The sequence below is a fragment of the Sphingomonas sp. HF-S4 genome, assembly GCF_032911445.1.
In the GTDB taxonomy this organism is placed as follows: domain Bacteria; phylum Pseudomonadota; class Alphaproteobacteria; order Sphingomonadales; family Sphingomonadaceae; genus Sphingomonas; species Sphingomonas agrestis.
Window position 1 is genome coordinate 2,743,629 of record NZ_JAWJEJ010000001.1, and the last position, 14,570, is coordinate 2,758,198.

A 14,570-nucleotide genomic window follows, 5' to 3' on the forward strand; every position below is an offset into this window, starting at 1 on the left:
GGTTTTGCGGCCTGATGGAGGGGAATGTCCGATGATCGTATTTGGTTCGACCCTGTCGCCCTATGTTCGCAAATGCATGGTGTTCGGTGCCGAAAAAGGGCTCGAACTCGAACTCCAGCCCGCCGGGATGGGCCGCGGTGGCCCCGATTTCCAGGCCGCGAGCCCTTTCGGCAAGATGCCCGGCTTCAAGGATGACGACTTCCTGATTTCCGATTCGACGGCGATCGTAACCTATCTCGAGGCCAAATATCCCGATCCCAACCTGATCCCGCTCGATCCCCGCGCCAGGGCGCGGACGATCTGGTATGACGAGATGGCCGATACGCTGATGATGGCGGCAGGCAGCGCGATCTTCGGCAATCGCTTCGTGCTGCCGCGCGTGCTCAAGCAGGAATGCGATCACGCGGCGGCCGACCGCGCCGAGCACGACCTGCTGCCGCCGCTGTGCGACTATCTGGAAAACGTCATCCCGGCGAGCGGCTTCCTGGTCGAGGACCGGCTGACCCTAGCGGATATCGCCGTGGCGAGCCCGCTCGCGACGCTCGGGTGCATCGGCGTACGAGTCGATGCCACGCGGCACCCGCGCACCGCCGCCTATGTCGAGGCGATTCTCGCACGCCCGAGCTTCGCCGCTATCCTCGCCAAGGACCAGGCGATGGTCGCGGCGATGGGCGGGCCGGTGAGCGCGCAGCAGGCTGCTTGAGGCTAGCCACGCCGCATGCCGCACCCTAGAGGATCGGCATGCGGTTTGCCTTCACCAAATGCCATGGCTCGGGGAACGACTTTCCCCTGATCGACGCGCGCGCGCTCGCGCTGGGCGATGCCGACTGGGCACGCGTGGCACGCACGCTCGCCGATCGCAGCGGGCCGGTGGGCGGCGACGGGTTGCTGCTGCTCGTTGCGGGCGATGCCGACCACGCCTTCGGGATGCGGATGTTCAATTCGGACGGGTCGGAGGCCGAGACCTGCCTCAACGGGCTCCGCTGCGTCGCGCGCGCGGGGTTCGAGGCGCTCGGGGTCGATGCCGCGCAGGTCAAGCTCAAGACCAGCTCGGCCGCGGTCGCGCGCGAGGCGGAGCTAGCGCCGGGCGTGGTCACGATCCGCACCACTGTCGGCCCCGCCTCGACCGACCTTGCCGATGTCGGGCTGAAGGGACCGCTTTCCGAGCTGCCGAGCGGCCGGGCATTCACCGCGGTCGCGATGCCCAATCCACATCTCGTCACCTTCGTCGATGCTGTCGATGAGGCCGAACTGGTTACGCTGGGCGAGTATTGCGAATCCGCGCCGCCGCTGATCCCGGGCCGCGCCAACGTCTCGTTCGTCGAGCGGCGCGGACCCGACCTGTTCGTTCGCACCTTTGAGCGCGGCGTCGGGCTGACCGACAGCTGCGGCAGCGCGATGGCGGCGTCGGTGCTTGCCGCGGCGCTCACCGAGCGCGTGGCGATGGACCGCGACGTGCGCGTATTTAACAAGGGCGGACTGGTCCGCGGCCGCGCGGGCGCCGACCGCGTCGTCACGATCAGCGGCAACGCGACCTTCCTCTACGACGCCACCGTCGATCTCGACCTCGCCGACGAACGCATCGACGCGCTCGAGATCACCGCACGCCGCGACGACGAGGCCACTGCCTGGGACGCGGCGGTGGCGACGCTTGCCACGCCCGAGGCCGCTGACTAGCCTCGCACCCAAGCCGGACGCACCGGCACCGGGAGAGAATGCCGATGCCGCTTCGTCCGCTTGCCGCCGCCCTCTTGCTGCTGCCGCTTTCGCTCGCTGCGCAGGACGCGCCGCAACCCCGCCTCCCCGCGATCGACAAGCCGCTGCCCCCCGCCGCCGACCGCACGGCCCGCGCCAACGTCATGCTCGCCGACTATCGCTACGGCGACCTGCTCTGGGAGAACGATCGCACCGCGCACCGCGTGTACGGTCATGCCCTCGAAGCGCACGAGCCGCCCTCGGGCTCGGGGATCGACGCCTGGGGCAAGAATGTCGCCTGGCCGTTCATGGACCGCCAGCTCAAGAGCGGCGACCAGCACGGCTTCCACGGCGAAGGGATCGATCACTACAATGTCGGCACCGGGCGCGGCGCCGGCGGCCTCGGCATCTGGCTCGACAACAAGCTGTGGACCTCGCGCAACTTCGTACGCCATCGCATCCTGCGCAACGGCCCCGACACCGCCGATTTCGAAGTCGATTACGCCCCCTGGCCGGTCGACGTGGCGCGGAAGGTCTGGGAAACCCGCCGCTTCACCTTGCCCACCGGAACCCATTTCACGCGAATGGTATCGACGATCGCCTCGGACAAGCCCGGACCGCTGATCGTCGGTGTGGGCATCGGCCGCAAGCCCACCGGCAGCGAAGGCGAAGTGACGATCGACAAGGCAAAGGGGCTGATTTCGTGGTGGGGGCCCGATGTCGGCGATCACGGCCGGATGGCCATCGCGCTGCGCGTCGATCCGGCGATGCTGGTCGATGTCGTCAAGGATGCCGACAACCACCTCGCGCTGCTCCGCGTCACGCCCGGCAAGCCCTTCGTCTATTATTCGGGTGCGGCCTGGAGCTTGGGCAATGGCGGCTTCCGCACCCGCGCCGACTGGGACCGCCATGTGGGTGCCGAGAAGGTCACGTTTACGGTGCCCCCAAGGGGCCCTAACCACTAGCAGATCGTCTCGGAGCCCCGCTGCATCCGCACCAGCGCGTCGATCGCCGCTTGGGCGATCGGCTCGGCAAAGGCCACGCCGAAGCGCTTTCCGCTGCGCCAGCGCACCCGCGCCAGCCCGAGTGCGACGCCGCAGAGCAGCCGCACCTCCGCGCCGAGTTGGGGCATGATATCACCGTGCACCAGCGCGCCATGCGTCGAAATGTTGAGCAGGTGGACACGCCGCGGCGCATCGCTGCCGCAGCAAATTTCGGCGGGCTGGAAGATCTTGATCCGCGGCGCCGCACGCAGCCTGGCACCGTCCTTGTCGCTGGTGTGCATGTACAGGCCCCGATCGCGATACCGGAAGATCGCACATGCCGGCCGCTTGCGCCGCAAAATTGATGCTTAGCTGGGCGCTAACCGCGTTCGCTCAGGGAAGCCCGTAATGATCGGCGACTCGCGTCAGCGCGAAGCCGAGTACCAGCTTGCCCGCGCGGCTCGGCCAGCCCAGCAGCTTCTCGGACGCGACCAGCCCCTCGCCCGCGCACACCACGCGCCATAGAATGTCCGACAGCCCCGGCCCCGCCGCGTGCACCGCCGCATCGAAGCGCCGCCGCGCCGCGATCTGCGCGGTCGTCGCATCGTCGATCTGCGCGGCACCCCGCGGCGCGCGCGGGCTCGCATCCCAGCGCATCGTCACGCGCGGCCCGAGCGTGGCGGTCTCGTAGTCGGCGCGCAGCCGCTCCCCCGCCTCGAACTGCCGTGCATCGACATGCCCGCGCGACCGCAGCCAGCCCAGAGGCGATTCGGCAAGGTTGACCATCACCCGCCGCCGCCCGCGCCGCGGCGGTCCGCCGACCACGCCGTCCTCGATCCCCCGCTCGACCAGCTCGCGCATGATGACCTCCTTTTGTTCCGCTTCATTTCCGCTTGCCACAGAGTCCTGTTTGTAGGAAATATAAAAAACCAAATCGGTTATCGAGGGACGACGATGATCACCGCTATCCGCGAAGTTCGCCGCGCCAAGGGGCTGACGCTCGACGAAGTCGCACAGCGCTGCACCCCCCCTACCACCGCGCAGACGATCGGCCGGCTCGAGACCGGCACGCGCACCGTGTCGGTCGGCTGGCTCAATCGCATCGCCGCGGCGCTCGAAGTCGACGCTTCCGATCTGGTCCGCCTTCCCGAACGACCCGAGATAGCCGTCGCGGCGATCCTCGACGGCAACGGCGCGCAGGCCCCTCGTCGTGCCGCGTCGGTGGTGCCGCCGCGCGCCGCGCCGGGGCTTGTCGCGGTGACCGTCGGCGGCGGGATCGGCGACTATCGCGCAGGCGACGCGATCTGGTGCGAGCGGCTGGGCCCGGATGGCTATGCCCGCGCGCTCAATCGCGACGTGCTGGTGCCGCGCCCCGCCGGGCGCTTCCTGTTCGGTCGGCTGATCGGGCGCGAGGGCGACAAGCTCCACTTGCTCCCGTTGGGCGCCGGCGCGCGCCAGCAGGTGGTCAACGATCCCCCCTGGATCGCCTGCGCGATCCGCTTGATCCGCGCGCTCTGATTTGATCCAGCCCCTTGCGGACCACCCCACAGAGGCGCAATCTGCAGTTACAAAAGAGCAATGCAGGAGGGGACTGCGATGATCAGGAAAGCGATGATGACCGCCGCCGCGTTGGCATGTGCCGCGCCCGCGATTGCCGAGGAATGGGACTTCGTCCTCGTCAACGGCACCGGCAAGCCGATCAAGGCGATCGAGATTTCGGCAGGCGGCGCGAACAGCTGGGTCGCCAACAAGGTCGATCCCGAGATGAAGCGCGAGGGCGTCACGGCCGCGGGCAAGCGGATGACGGTGCATTTCGACAAGGGGTCGGGGTGCAAATACGATATCAAGGCGACCTTCGGCGACGATAGCAGTGCCGTCTGGTCGGGCATCAACGTGTGCGACAATGCCTATGTCACGGTAAGCTACGCCAACGGCGTGCCGACGTTCAAGGCGAGCTAGCCGGGCGTTTGCGCGCCGGCACATGCCGTAGGGTCGAAGTCGCCACGCATCGATAGGACTTTAGCGGCGAGGCGCGCTGGGCTATGCACGCCGCATGCGCGCAACCCTTCACCTGCTGGTCCTGGCCTGCCTGTTGTGGTGCGCGCTCGGTATCGCGGAGCCGGCCCAGGCGCATGTCGGGGCCGGCGAAGTCGCGGCAGCCAGGGCGGATCAAACCAGCTGGCCGTTCGATCACGTCAGCGGCGAGCAGGCTGCCGGAGACCATCATCACTGCCCGGTCGCGCCGCATGTGCCGCTGGGAAGCATGCCGGCCGAGCTCGCCCAATATCGCGCGCCCGTCTTCGCACTCCGTTTCGATACGCTCGAATCGCTGACGCGCGCGCCGCCGCTTCAGCCCCCCGCCCTCGCCTGAACCAACCCCGCGCTTCGGCGCGGTCCTTTGACGTTCAGGAGCTACAACATGTCAGTCTATTGGTTCGCCCTCGTTTCGGGGGCACTGTCGGCGCAAGCCGTTCCCGTGCCGCCCCTTCCCTTCCTCCAGACCCCGCCTGCCCCCGAGCCGCAGGAAGCGGAGGACGAAGAAATCGTCGTCCAGGCCACCCGCTCGGGCAGGCGCCTGAGCGACGAGCCGTTGCGCGTCGAAGTGCTCGATCGCGAGGAGATTGAGGAGAAGATCCTGATGCGGCCCGGCAACATCGCGATGATGCTGAGCGAGACGAGCGGGCTGCGGGTGCAGGTCACCGCACCGGCGATCGGCGCCGCCAATATCCGCGTCCAGGGCCTTGACGGGCGGTTTACCCAGCTGCTCGCCGACGGCCTGCCGCTCTATGGCGGACAGGCGAGCTCGCTCGGCCTGCTCCAGATCCCGCCGACCGACCTCGGTCGCGTCGAAGTGATCAAGGGATCGGTGTCGGCGCTCTATGGTGCATCGGCGCTGGGCGGCGTGATCAATCTCGTGTCGCGGCGGCCCGAAGACGCGCCGATGGCCGAAGTGCTGTTCAACGCGACGACGCGCGACGGGCAGGACGCCACGGCATATGTCTCCGCCCCGGTGGGCAGGGGTTTCGGCGCCTCGCTGACCGGCGGGTGGCACCGCCAGGCCGTGCAGGATCTCGACGCCGATGGCTGGATCGACATTCCCGGCTATGATCGCTGGACGATTCGTCCCCGCCTGTTCTGGGAAGGCGAGAGCGGCGCGCGCCTCTTCCTGACCGCCGGCACGATGGCGGAAACGCGGCGCGGCGGCACGCTGCCCGGCAGCACGACGCCGGACGGCGGCGCGTTCGCACTGCGCCAGCGATCCGAGCGGCATGACCTCGGGTTGAGCGCCAGCGCCCCGGTGGCGGAGGGTACGACGCTGAGCGTCCGCGGCGCCGCGACGGTGCAAGACCATCGCCATCTTTATGGCAATGTCGACGAACGCGACCGCCACGACACGCTGTTCGGCGAAGTCTCGATCGCCGGGGGAACCGACGGCACGAGCTGGGTGGGCGGCGTTGCCTATCAGCGCGACGACTATCATTCGCGCACCTTCCCGGTCTTCGACTATCGCTACCAGGTGCCCGGCGCGTTCGCCCAGATCGAGCAGCGTATCGTACCGCAGCTCATTTTGGCAGGCAGTGCCCGGCTCGACTTCCACAATCGCTTCGGGACGCGGTTCAGCCCCCGCCTATCGCTGCTGTGGAAGCCCGGCGGCTGGACGATCCGCGCGTCGAGCGGGCGCGGCTATTATGCGCCGACCCCGTTCGTCGAGGAGATCGAGGCGGCGGGCCTGTCGCGGCTCGAGCCGCTCGGCACGCTGAAGGCCGAGACGGCGGCGACCACGACGCTCGACATCGGCTATGCCAGGGGCGCGTGGGAAGCCAACGCAACCCTGTTCGGATCAACGCTAAGCAACGCCACCGAGCTCCTGCCGATCGCGCCCGATCGCGTGCGGCTGGTCAATTTGGCGTCCGACACACGCGTCCGCGGCCTCGAAACGCTATTGCGCTGGCGGCGCGGCGAGATCGTCACCACTGCCAATTACGTCTTCACCGATGCCAGCGAAGCCGACGCCGCGACATCGGTCCGGCGCGCAAAGGCGCTGACGCCGCGCCACACAGCAGGGCTGGTGACGATGTGGGAGCGCGAGGATTGGCATCGCGTCGGGCTCGAAGTCTATTACACCGGCATCCAGCGGCTGGAGGACGATCCCTATCGCACCCGGTCCAGGCCCTATGTCGAGATCGGCCTGCTCGCCGAGAAGACGCTCGGCCGGGTGAAGCTGTTCGTCAACGCCGAGAACATCCTGAACGTCCGCCAGACGCGTTACGATCCGATCCTGCGCCGCGCACGTGCGCCCGACGGCCGCTGGACCGTCGATGCCTGGGCGCCGACCGAAGGCTTCGTCCTCAACGGCGGGATCAGGCTGCGGCTGGGTTCCGGCGGCTGAAGTGGGGTACGGGGCAGGGAATGGTGGGCGCTGACGGGCTCGAACCGCCGACCCTCTCGGTGTAAACGAGATGCTCTACCAACTGAGCTAAGCGCCCCTGCCCGCTGCCGATGCCAAAAGCAGCGCGCGGGGGCAAGGCCGTTTACACCAATTGCAGCCCCGCCCGCTTCACGGCGCCGACATAATTGCGCATCCCCTCCAGCCCCTTGGGGCTGAGCCCGATATAGGCGCGGCGGCGGTCGGCGGGATCGGCCTGGCGCTCGAACAGCCCCGCTTCGTGCAGCGTGCCGATCCAGCGCAGCGCGGTGGTGGGTGGCACCGCAGCGGCAATGCATAGGCTCGAAACCGAGACCTGGCGCCGCTCGAGCTGCGCGGCGAACAAGTCGAGCAGCATGTCCCAGGCGGGATCGGCGAACAGCTCGTCGGCGAAGAATTGCGCGCGCATCCGCCGCGAGCGGATCACCGAGCGGATCTCCGCCGCATGGATCTCGATGGCGGGGCCGTCGTCAGGCCCGCGATAGCCGTTGGTACGGTCACGCACGCCCGCGCGCGGTTCGATCTCTTCGCTGCGCGTCAGCCGGGCAAGCGTCTCGGCGATCCGCGCGACTTCCTCGTTCAGCCGCCGTAGCCGGACCGATTCGGTCTCGCGGTTGACGTCGTCCATCACGCCGCGGGCATGATGCCTAGCGCCGGCGATTGCGGCGATCCGCTCGACGCGTGTCGGATCGCACAATATCTGCGCATGCGGCCCGAGCATCTGCGCGGCGGCGGCGTCGATCTGGTCGGGGCGCACGGTCACCACGATGCCGAGCGAGCGTTCGCGCGCCAGCGTGTCGGCGCGGGCCAGCACGAGATCGAGCAACGAATCGGCTGCGCCCGCTGCTTCGACGAGGATCAGATCCAGCCCGTCATAATTGCTGATATCGGCGGCGGCGTCGGCGAAAGGCACCAGCCGGCGCACCTGGCATCCGGCGAGTTCTAGCGCGGCTACGCCCTCGGCGGCGGCGTCGGCGCCCTCCGCGATGACCAGCACCATCGGCGCACTGGTCGCATAGCTTGGGCCCGGGTCGTCGTGGAGCACGGTCAATCTCGCCATCGCCTGCCTTTGGTCCGTCTTCGGTCCCAGGGACGCCGCTTGGCCCCGAAACGATTGAATCCGATTTCCCCCTTCCGGGGGACAGGAGGCGACCCGCGCGGCAGGTTTGTCGAGCGTCCGAAAAACGAACGGAGGAAGCGCGAAGACGAGGCTACACCGGCTCCCTGCGAAACCGCAATACTAGTCGAGCGACTTGACGATCTCTTCGACCATCTTCTTGGCGTCAGCAAGAAGCATCATGGTATTGTCGCGATAGAACAGCTCGTTGTCGACGCCGGCATAGCCCACGCCGCCCATCGAACGCTTGATGAATAGCACCGTCTTGGCCTTCTCGACATCGAGCACCGGCATGCCATAGATCGGCGAGCTCTTGTCGGTCTTGGCGGCGGGATTGGTGACGTCGTTGGCGCCGATGACGAAGGCGACGTCGGTCTGGGCGAACTCGCTGTTGATGTCCTCCAGCTCGAACACCTCGTCATAGGGCACGTTGGCCTCGGCGAGCAGCACGTTCATATGCCCCGGCATGCGCCCCGCGACCGGGTGGATCGCGTACTTCACGCGGACGCCATGCTCCTTGAGCTTGTCGCCCATTTCACGAAGCGCATGCTGCGCCTGCGCCACTGCCATGCCGTAGCCGGGGACGATGATGACCTGCTCGGCCTGTTGCATCAGGAATGCCGCATCCTCGGCCGAGCCCCGCTTCCACGGCCGGTCGGTCGCCGCCGCGGCAGCACCGCCGCCGCTGTCGCCGCCGAAGCCGCCCGCGATCACGCTGATGAAGCTGCGATTCATCGCGCGGCACATGATGTAGCTGAGGATGGCGCCCGAACTGCCGACCAATGCGCCCGTGACGATCATCGCGGTGTTGTGGAGCGTGAACCCCATCGCCGCCGCCGCCCAGCCCGAGTAGGAATTGAGCATCGACACCACGACCGGCATGTCCGCCCCGCCGATCGGCACGATCAGCAGGAAGCCGATCACGAAGCTGAGCGCGGTGATCGTCCAGAACACCCACGGGCTCTGGTCGGTGAGGAAATAGCCGATCAGCCCGAGAATGGCTGCGAGCAACCCGAGGTTGATGACATGCCGGCCCGGCAGCAGGATCGGCTTGCCGCTCATATTGCCGTTCAATTTGAGGAAGGCGATCACCGATCCCGAGAAGGTGATCGCGCCAATCGCAACGCCCAATGCCATCTCGATCCGGCTGACCGGGAGGATGTTGACCAGGTCGGGCCCGTAGATCGGCCGGATCACCTGCGCGATGCCGAACGCCAGCGGGTTGAGGAATGCCGCTGCGGCGACGAGCACCGCGGCGAGGCCGACCAGCGAGTGGAAGGCCGCGACGAGTTGGGGCATTGCCGTCATCGCAATGCGGCGCGCAGTAACGAGGCCGATCACCGCACCGATGGCGATCGCACCGAGGATCTGGGCGATCGTCACGAAATCCGGTACCATCTGGAGACCATGCTCGATCGCCGCGACCGTTCCGCCATAGGGATTGGCGATTTCCGGGATGTGCGTGACCAGCGTCGTCACGACCGCTATGGCCATGCCGATCATGCCGAAGCGATTGCCGCGCTGGCTGGTCGACGGACTCGACAATCCGCGCAGCGCGAGGATGAAGCAGACGCCCGCTACCAGATAAGCGAGCGCGACCCAGGGGTTCACGGGAGCGGCTTCGTGCACCTCAGCGCTCCTTCTTCTTGTACATTGCGAGCATTCGGGCGGTCACGGCGAACCCGCCGAAGATGTTGATGCTGGCGAACACCACCGCGAGCAGCCCCAGCCATTTGGACACCGCCCCGCCATTGCCCAGCCCCACCGCCGCCGCCGCGATCAGCGCGCCGACGATGATGACCGAGGAGATGGCGTTGGTCACCGCCATCAGCGGCGTGTGCAGCGCCGGGGTGACCGACCACACGACATAATAGCCGACGAAGCAGGCCAGCACGAAGATCGACAGGATCGAGATGAAGTCCATGTATGGCGCCCCCTTTGCGCCGTCAGCCGAGCAGCCTCTCGCTCACCACTTTGCCGCCCTGCGTCAGGCGGACGGCGTTGCCGATCTCCTCGTCGAGCACTGGCTTGCCCGCTTCCTTGTCCCAGAAGGCTGAGAGGAAGTTGAACAGGTTGCGCGCAAACAGCGCCGAGCTATCCGCCGCAAGCCGGCTGGCGACGTTGCGATGCCCGACGATCTTGATGCCGTGCACCGTCACCACTTCGCCTGCGACCGCGCCCTCGACATTGCCGCCGGCCTCCACCGCGAGGTCGACGATCACGCTGCCCGGCTTCATGCTCGCGATCTGCGCGTCCGAGATCAGCCGCGGCGCGGGGCGCCCGGGGATCAGCGCGGTGGTGATGACGATGTCCTGCTTGGCGATGTGCGACGAGACCAATTCGGCCTGCGCGGCCTTGTATTCGTCGGACATCTCGGTGGCATAGCCGCCGGTGCCCTCGCCTTCGATGCCCTTGACGCTCTCGACAAAGATTGGCTTGGCGCCGAGTGACTGGATCTGCTCCTTGGTCGCTGCGCGGACGTCGGTCGCCGAAACCTGCGCGCCCAGCCGCCGCGCGGTCGCGATTGCCTGGAGCCCGGCGACGCCGACGCCCATCACGAACACCTTGGCGGCGCTCACCGTCCCCGCCGCGGTCATCATCATCGGGAAGGCGCGGCCATATTCGGACGCTGCGTCGAGCACCGCCTTGTAGCCCGCGAGATTCGACTGCGACGACAGGATGTCCATCGACTGCGCCCGGGTGATTCGCGGCATGAACTCCATCGCCAAGGCCTCGACGCCCAGCGCGGCGTAGCGGTCCACACGCGCGCGCTCCCCGAACGGATTGAGCCCGGCGACGATCCATGCGCCCTGCTTGAGGCCCGACAGCGCATCGGGATCGGGGCCCTGCACGCCGAGCACGATGTCAGCGTCGGCGAGCACGTCCACCCTGCTGCCGATTGTCGCACCGGCATCGGCATAGCCCTGGTCGGCGATCGACGCGCTCTCGCCAGCACCGGCCTCGACCGCAACGCTGGCACCGAGCCCGACGAACTTCTTGACGGTCTCGGGAGTCGCGGAGACGCGCCGCTCGCCGGCGGCGGTCTCCTTGAGCACCGCGATCTTCATGCTAGTTGGCGATCATGAAGACGACGAAGGCGCCCAGGGCGGCCGACGCGATCGTTCCCCACAGCATCAGCTTGGTGAAACCGCTATAGGTTTCGGCGTGCGCCTGGACTTCGGTGCTGTTCTCGCCGGTATCGGCCATGCGTTAATCCCCTCTGCGCAACTTTTGCGAGACCTTAACCGCCGTACCGCATAGCCTCAACCCCAACGGGGCAAACAACCGCTGTGCGCAGGCTTAAGGCCACCTTTACCCCTAGTGCGTATCGATACGACCTGATTTGGGACAATAGGGACAGACGGATGACGCGCAACGGGCAGCGCCTCCTGATGCTGATCGACGATGAGCCGGCGCAGCGCCGCCTCGTCGCGGCGATCGCTGCGCGCCGCGGCTGGCGCACCGTTTTCGCGGGCGATTCGGAGACCGCGATCGCGATGCTCGGCACGCCCGACGGGATGGCGCTCGACGCGATCATCCTCGATCACGCGTCTTCCGACGCCGACGCTGCCGCGCTGATCGGCGAGCTGCGCGAGCGCCGACCCCAGCTGCCGATCCTCGTGCTCACCGCCAACAGCTCGGCCGCGGCCGCGGTCAGCGCGATGCGCGCGGGTGCCACCGATTTCCTGGTCAAGCCGATTGCATCCGAACGGTTGCTCGTCGCGCTAGAAGTCGCCGCCGGCGGCGCTACGGCAGGCGAACTCCGTCCGCTCACCGAGAAGCAATCGGTCAGCCTCGCCTTTGACGAGATCGTCGGCAGCGCGCCGCAGTTCCGCGCCGCGCTCGCCATCGCCGCCAAGGCAGCGCGCGCGCGCGTACCGGTGCTGATCGAAGGCGAGAGCGGCGTCGGCAAGGAAGTCGTCGCCGAGGCAATCCACGCTGCCAGCCCGCGGTCGCGCAAGCCGGCGATCGCCGTCAACTGCGGCGCGATCCCCGCCAACCTCGTCGAATCGGAGCTGTTCGGGCACGAAAAGGGCGCGTTCACCGGCGCGTTCGAGCGGAAAATCGGGCGCTTCCAGGATGCCGATGGTGGCACCCTGTTCCTCGACGAAGTCGGCGAGATGCCGCTCGACGCACAGGTCAAGCTGCTGCGCCTGCTCCAGACCGGCGAGATCCAGCCCTTGGGCGCGCGCCATCCGCGCGAAGTCGACGTCCGCGTCATCGCCGCGACCAACAAGGGACTGCTCGCCGAAGTCGAGGCCGGGCGCTTCCGCGAGGACCTCTATTACCGGCTAAACGTCGTCCAGGTGACAATCCCGCCCTTGCGCGAGCGCGCCGGCGACATCCCCGCGCTCGCCCGTCACCTGCTCGGCCGCATCGCCGAGCAGCCGGGGCTGCGGCCGCTCGGCATCACCGACGACGCGCTGGCGCTGCTCGGCAGCTATGACTGGCCGGGCAATGTCCGCCAGCTCCAGAACGCACTGTTCCGTGCCGCCGTGCTCTGCGAAGGCGATGGGCTCGCCCGCGCCGACTTCCCGCAGATCGCCCAGCTCGCCGCGGGTAGGCCGGCGGGCAGCGGGCCAATCCCGCAGGGATCGGGCAATGCCGGGGTCACGCTGTTCCGCCCCGACGGCAATCTCCGGGCGCTCGACGAGATCGAGGCCGACGTCATTCGCCTCGCGATCGGCCATTATCGCGGCCGGATGACCGAAGTCGCCCGTCGCCTCGGCATCGGCCGCTCGACGCTCTACCGGAAGCTCGGCGAGCTGGGGATCGACCAGAGCGCGGCGTAAGGCGATTGCTCCTTCCACCGTTCGTTTCGAGCGTAGTCGAGAACCCTGGGTCGGTGTGGCTATCGTTTCTCGACTACGCTCGAAACGAACGGGGAAGGTTGGTGCGCGCGCCACAGACTGAGCCCGGGCTGGCGCTTGCCCGTGGTTCCGTAGAACGGCTGTGCGACGCCCCCAGGCGCCAATACCCTTCCGGGATCATAGTCCCCGCGTATGAGGACGAACACGCGCCGCTCGCGCGCCAGCAGTGCGCGGGCCCCGGCGGCGTCGACATGCGGGGCCCCGGCAAGGCCGTTAGCCCAGCGGTCGCTCGCCACCTCGGGCGTTAGCACCATCAGCCGCAAACGGCTGCCGCGCTGCGCGAGATAGTGCCGCGCCGCGACTCCCATCGCATCCCCCTCGACCAGCAGCACCGCATCGGGATCGGCGGCGTCGGCCGCCGCGATCGCCTGCGGCCAGGCCTCGGTCTCGCGCATCGGCAGCCAGCGCAACGTCGCGCCAAGCTCGAGTAGGAGTAGCAGCCCGAGCAGCGCGGTGTGAACCGGCACCGAGCGCATCCGCACCAGCGCCACCAGCACCGCCATCGGCCCGGCCGCCCAGAACAAGGTCCGCGGCAGGAAGATCGGCAGTTTCTGGCTCAGCCCCCAGAGCAGCAGCGGCGCGCCCAGCGCCAGCACCGCGAGCAGCACCACCGCCGGCCGCCGTTCGCGTACCGCGAACCACGCCCACCCGCCCAGCCAAGCCAGCGCCAGCACCGGCAACATCGCCACCTTCTCGCCGGCGATGTAGAAGGGCAGATAGACCACGCCCGTCATCTCGAGCGCCTGCGCCACGCCGGGCCGGGCGATCCAGCCGAAGGTCGAGCTCGACGCCCCCGCCTGCCCCAGGCTGATCCACGCCCACCAACTCCACAGCAGTCCGACGATCAGGTTCGCCGCGAGCCAGCGCACCAGCGCGCGTCGGTCGCCGCGCAGCAGCCAGAGCATCGCCGCATTGGCCAGCGCGACGAACACCACCATCGTCGTATGCGCATAGAGCGCGACCAGCGCCGCGACGACATAGCCCGCCAGCGGCGCGATCCGCGGGCGATCCAGATACGCAACCATCGCGATGCAGCCGAACAGCGCGGCGCTGTGCGCCAGGATATAGCCGCGCACCTCCTGCGAGTAATCGAGATGTGCGGTGGAGACCGCCAGCAGCGCCGCCGCGGCCAGCCCCGCCCCGCGCCCGCCGATCCGCCGCGCCAGCCACCACGCCGCGCCGATCCCCATTATGCCGATCAGCACCGACAGCGCCCGCACCGCCAGGTCGCTGCTGCCGAACAGCGCGATCCAGCCCTTGAGCAGCGTGTAATACAGCGGCGGATTGGCCTCGCGCGCCATCCAGCCGCTCCACAGAAGCTCCAGCGGCTGCTCGGCGAAACGGACTGCGGCGATCTCGTCGAACCACAAGGAATAGCCCGCGCTGCCCAGCCGCAGCGCCGCCGCTGCCAGCAGGATCGGCACGATCAGCCAGTCCGCTCTTGCCCTTCCGATCAACGCGCCGTCCCCCCGCCTTGG

Annotated in this window: 16 protein-coding genes and 1 tRNA gene; 8 read left to right on the forward strand and 9 right to left on the reverse strand. The window is 68.1% G+C overall.

The genetic code is table 11. The annotated features are described in order from the left end of the window. The first annotated feature begins 31 nt into the window (after window positions 1-31). The 3 genes from RZN05_RS12435 to RZN05_RS12445 are packed head-to-tail and all read left to right on the forward strand — an operon-like array spanning window position 32 to window position 2,660. Window positions 32-703, forward strand: a complete 672-nt coding sequence (locus RZN05_RS12435; RefSeq protein ID WP_317226923.1) for a glutathione S-transferase family protein — start codon at window positions 32-34, stop codon at window positions 701-703. Window positions 704-741: 38 nt separating this feature from the next. Further along, window positions 742-1,677, forward strand: a complete 936-nt coding sequence (gene dapF / locus RZN05_RS12440) for a diaminopimelate epimerase (RefSeq protein WP_317226924.1) — start codon at window positions 742-744, stop codon at window positions 1,675-1,677. Between the two features lie 44 nt (window positions 1,678-1,721). Then, window positions 1,722-2,660 (forward strand): DUF4861 family protein, encoded by a 939-nt coding sequence (locus tag RZN05_RS12445; RefSeq protein WP_317226925.1) that lies wholly within the window; start codon window positions 1,722-1,724, stop codon window positions 2,658-2,660. Here the strand turns inward: RZN05_RS12445 and RZN05_RS12450 are convergent. Together RZN05_RS12450 and RZN05_RS12455 are read right to left on the reverse strand one after the other, a co-directional pair. Continuing rightward, complete coding sequence (locus tag RZN05_RS12450) at window positions 2,657-2,980, reverse strand: PilZ domain-containing protein (RefSeq protein ID WP_317226926.1); 324 nt, start codon at window positions 2,978-2,980, stop codon at window positions 2,657-2,659. The genes RZN05_RS12445 and RZN05_RS12450 overlap by 4 nt on opposite strands. 91 nt (window positions 2,981-3,071) lie before the next feature. Further along, window positions 3,072-3,539 carry a DUF6456 domain-containing protein gene (locus RZN05_RS12455; RefSeq protein ID WP_317226927.1) on the reverse strand — a complete coding sequence of 156 codons (468 nt, stop codon included), beginning with the start codon at window positions 3,537-3,539 and terminating at the stop codon, window positions 3,072-3,074. 93 nt (window positions 3,540-3,632) lie between these two features. Between RZN05_RS12455 and RZN05_RS12460 the strand changes: the two genes are divergently transcribed. The 4 genes from RZN05_RS12460 to RZN05_RS12475 all read left to right on the forward strand — a co-directional run bounded on the left by RZN05_RS12460 (window position 3,633) and on the right by RZN05_RS12475 (window position 7,068). Beyond that, complete coding sequence (locus RZN05_RS12460; RefSeq protein ID WP_317226928.1) at window positions 3,633-4,196, forward strand: helix-turn-helix domain-containing protein; 564 nt, start codon at window positions 3,633-3,635, stop codon at window positions 4,194-4,196. A 78-nt stretch (window positions 4,197-4,274) separates the two neighbouring features. Further along, the gene (locus RZN05_RS12465) at window positions 4,275-4,637 is read left to right on the forward strand and encodes a hypothetical protein (RefSeq protein WP_317226929.1); all 363 of its coding nucleotides are present in this window, start codon (window positions 4,275-4,277) and stop codon (window positions 4,635-4,637) included. Window positions 4,638-4,731: 94 nt separating this feature from the next. After that, window positions 4,732-5,049 carry a hypothetical protein gene (locus RZN05_RS12470; protein WP_317226930.1) on the forward strand — a complete coding sequence of 106 codons (318 nt, stop codon included), beginning with the start codon at window positions 4,732-4,734 and terminating at the stop codon, window positions 5,047-5,049. A gap of 48 nt (window positions 5,050-5,097) precedes the next feature. Beyond that, window positions 5,098-7,068, forward strand: coding sequence for a TonB-dependent receptor plug domain-containing protein (locus RZN05_RS12475; protein WP_317226931.1), 1,971 nt, complete (start codon window positions 5,098-5,100; stop codon window positions 7,066-7,068). Window positions 7,069-7,089: 21 nt separating this feature from the next. Here the strand turns inward: RZN05_RS12475 and RZN05_RS12480 are convergent. The 6 genes from RZN05_RS12480 to RZN05_RS12505 all read right to left on the reverse strand — a co-directional run bounded on the left by RZN05_RS12480 (window position 7,090) and on the right by RZN05_RS12505 (window position 11,428). Beyond that, window positions 7,090-7,165: transfer RNA gene (locus tag RZN05_RS12480), tRNA-Val, on the reverse strand. Window positions 7,166-7,210: 45 nt separating this feature from the next. Next, window positions 7,211-8,164, reverse strand: a complete 954-nt coding sequence (locus tag RZN05_RS12485) for a winged helix DNA-binding protein (RefSeq protein WP_317226932.1) — start codon at window positions 8,162-8,164, stop codon at window positions 7,211-7,213. Window positions 8,165-8,344: 180 nt separating this feature from the next. Next, window positions 8,345-9,850, reverse strand: a complete 1,506-nt coding sequence (locus RZN05_RS12490; protein ID WP_317226933.1) for an NAD(P)(+) transhydrogenase (Re/Si-specific) subunit beta — start codon at window positions 9,848-9,850, stop codon at window positions 8,345-8,347. 1 nt (window position 9,851) lies between these two features. Then, complete coding sequence (locus RZN05_RS12495; protein WP_317226934.1) at window positions 9,852-10,145, reverse strand: proton-translocating transhydrogenase family protein; 294 nt, start codon at window positions 10,143-10,145, stop codon at window positions 9,852-9,854. Window positions 10,146-10,167: 22 nt separating this feature from the next. After that, entirely contained in the window at window positions 10,168-11,289 is a 1,122-nt protein-coding gene (locus tag RZN05_RS12500) for a Re/Si-specific NAD(P)(+) transhydrogenase subunit alpha (protein ID WP_317226935.1), read from the reverse strand. A 1-nt stretch (window position 11,290) separates the two neighbouring features. After that, window positions 11,291-11,428 (reverse strand): aa3-type cytochrome c oxidase subunit IV, encoded by a 138-nt coding sequence (locus RZN05_RS12505; protein ID WP_317226936.1) that lies wholly within the window; start codon window positions 11,426-11,428, stop codon window positions 11,291-11,293. Window positions 11,429-11,586: 158 nt separating this feature from the next. Between RZN05_RS12505 and RZN05_RS12510 the strand changes: the two genes are divergently transcribed. Then, the gene (locus RZN05_RS12510; protein ID WP_317226937.1) at window positions 11,587-13,014 is read left to right on the forward strand and encodes a sigma-54-dependent transcriptional regulator; all 1,428 of its coding nucleotides are present in this window, start codon (window positions 11,587-11,589) and stop codon (window positions 13,012-13,014) included. Window positions 13,015-13,073: 59 nt separating this feature from the next. Here the strand turns inward: RZN05_RS12510 and RZN05_RS12515 are convergent, their stop codons facing one another. Beyond that, window positions 13,074-14,549, reverse strand: coding sequence for a glycosyltransferase family 39 protein (locus RZN05_RS12515; RefSeq protein ID WP_317226938.1), 1,476 nt, complete (start codon window positions 14,547-14,549; stop codon window positions 13,074-13,076). Window positions 14,550-14,570: the final 21 nt, after the last annotated feature.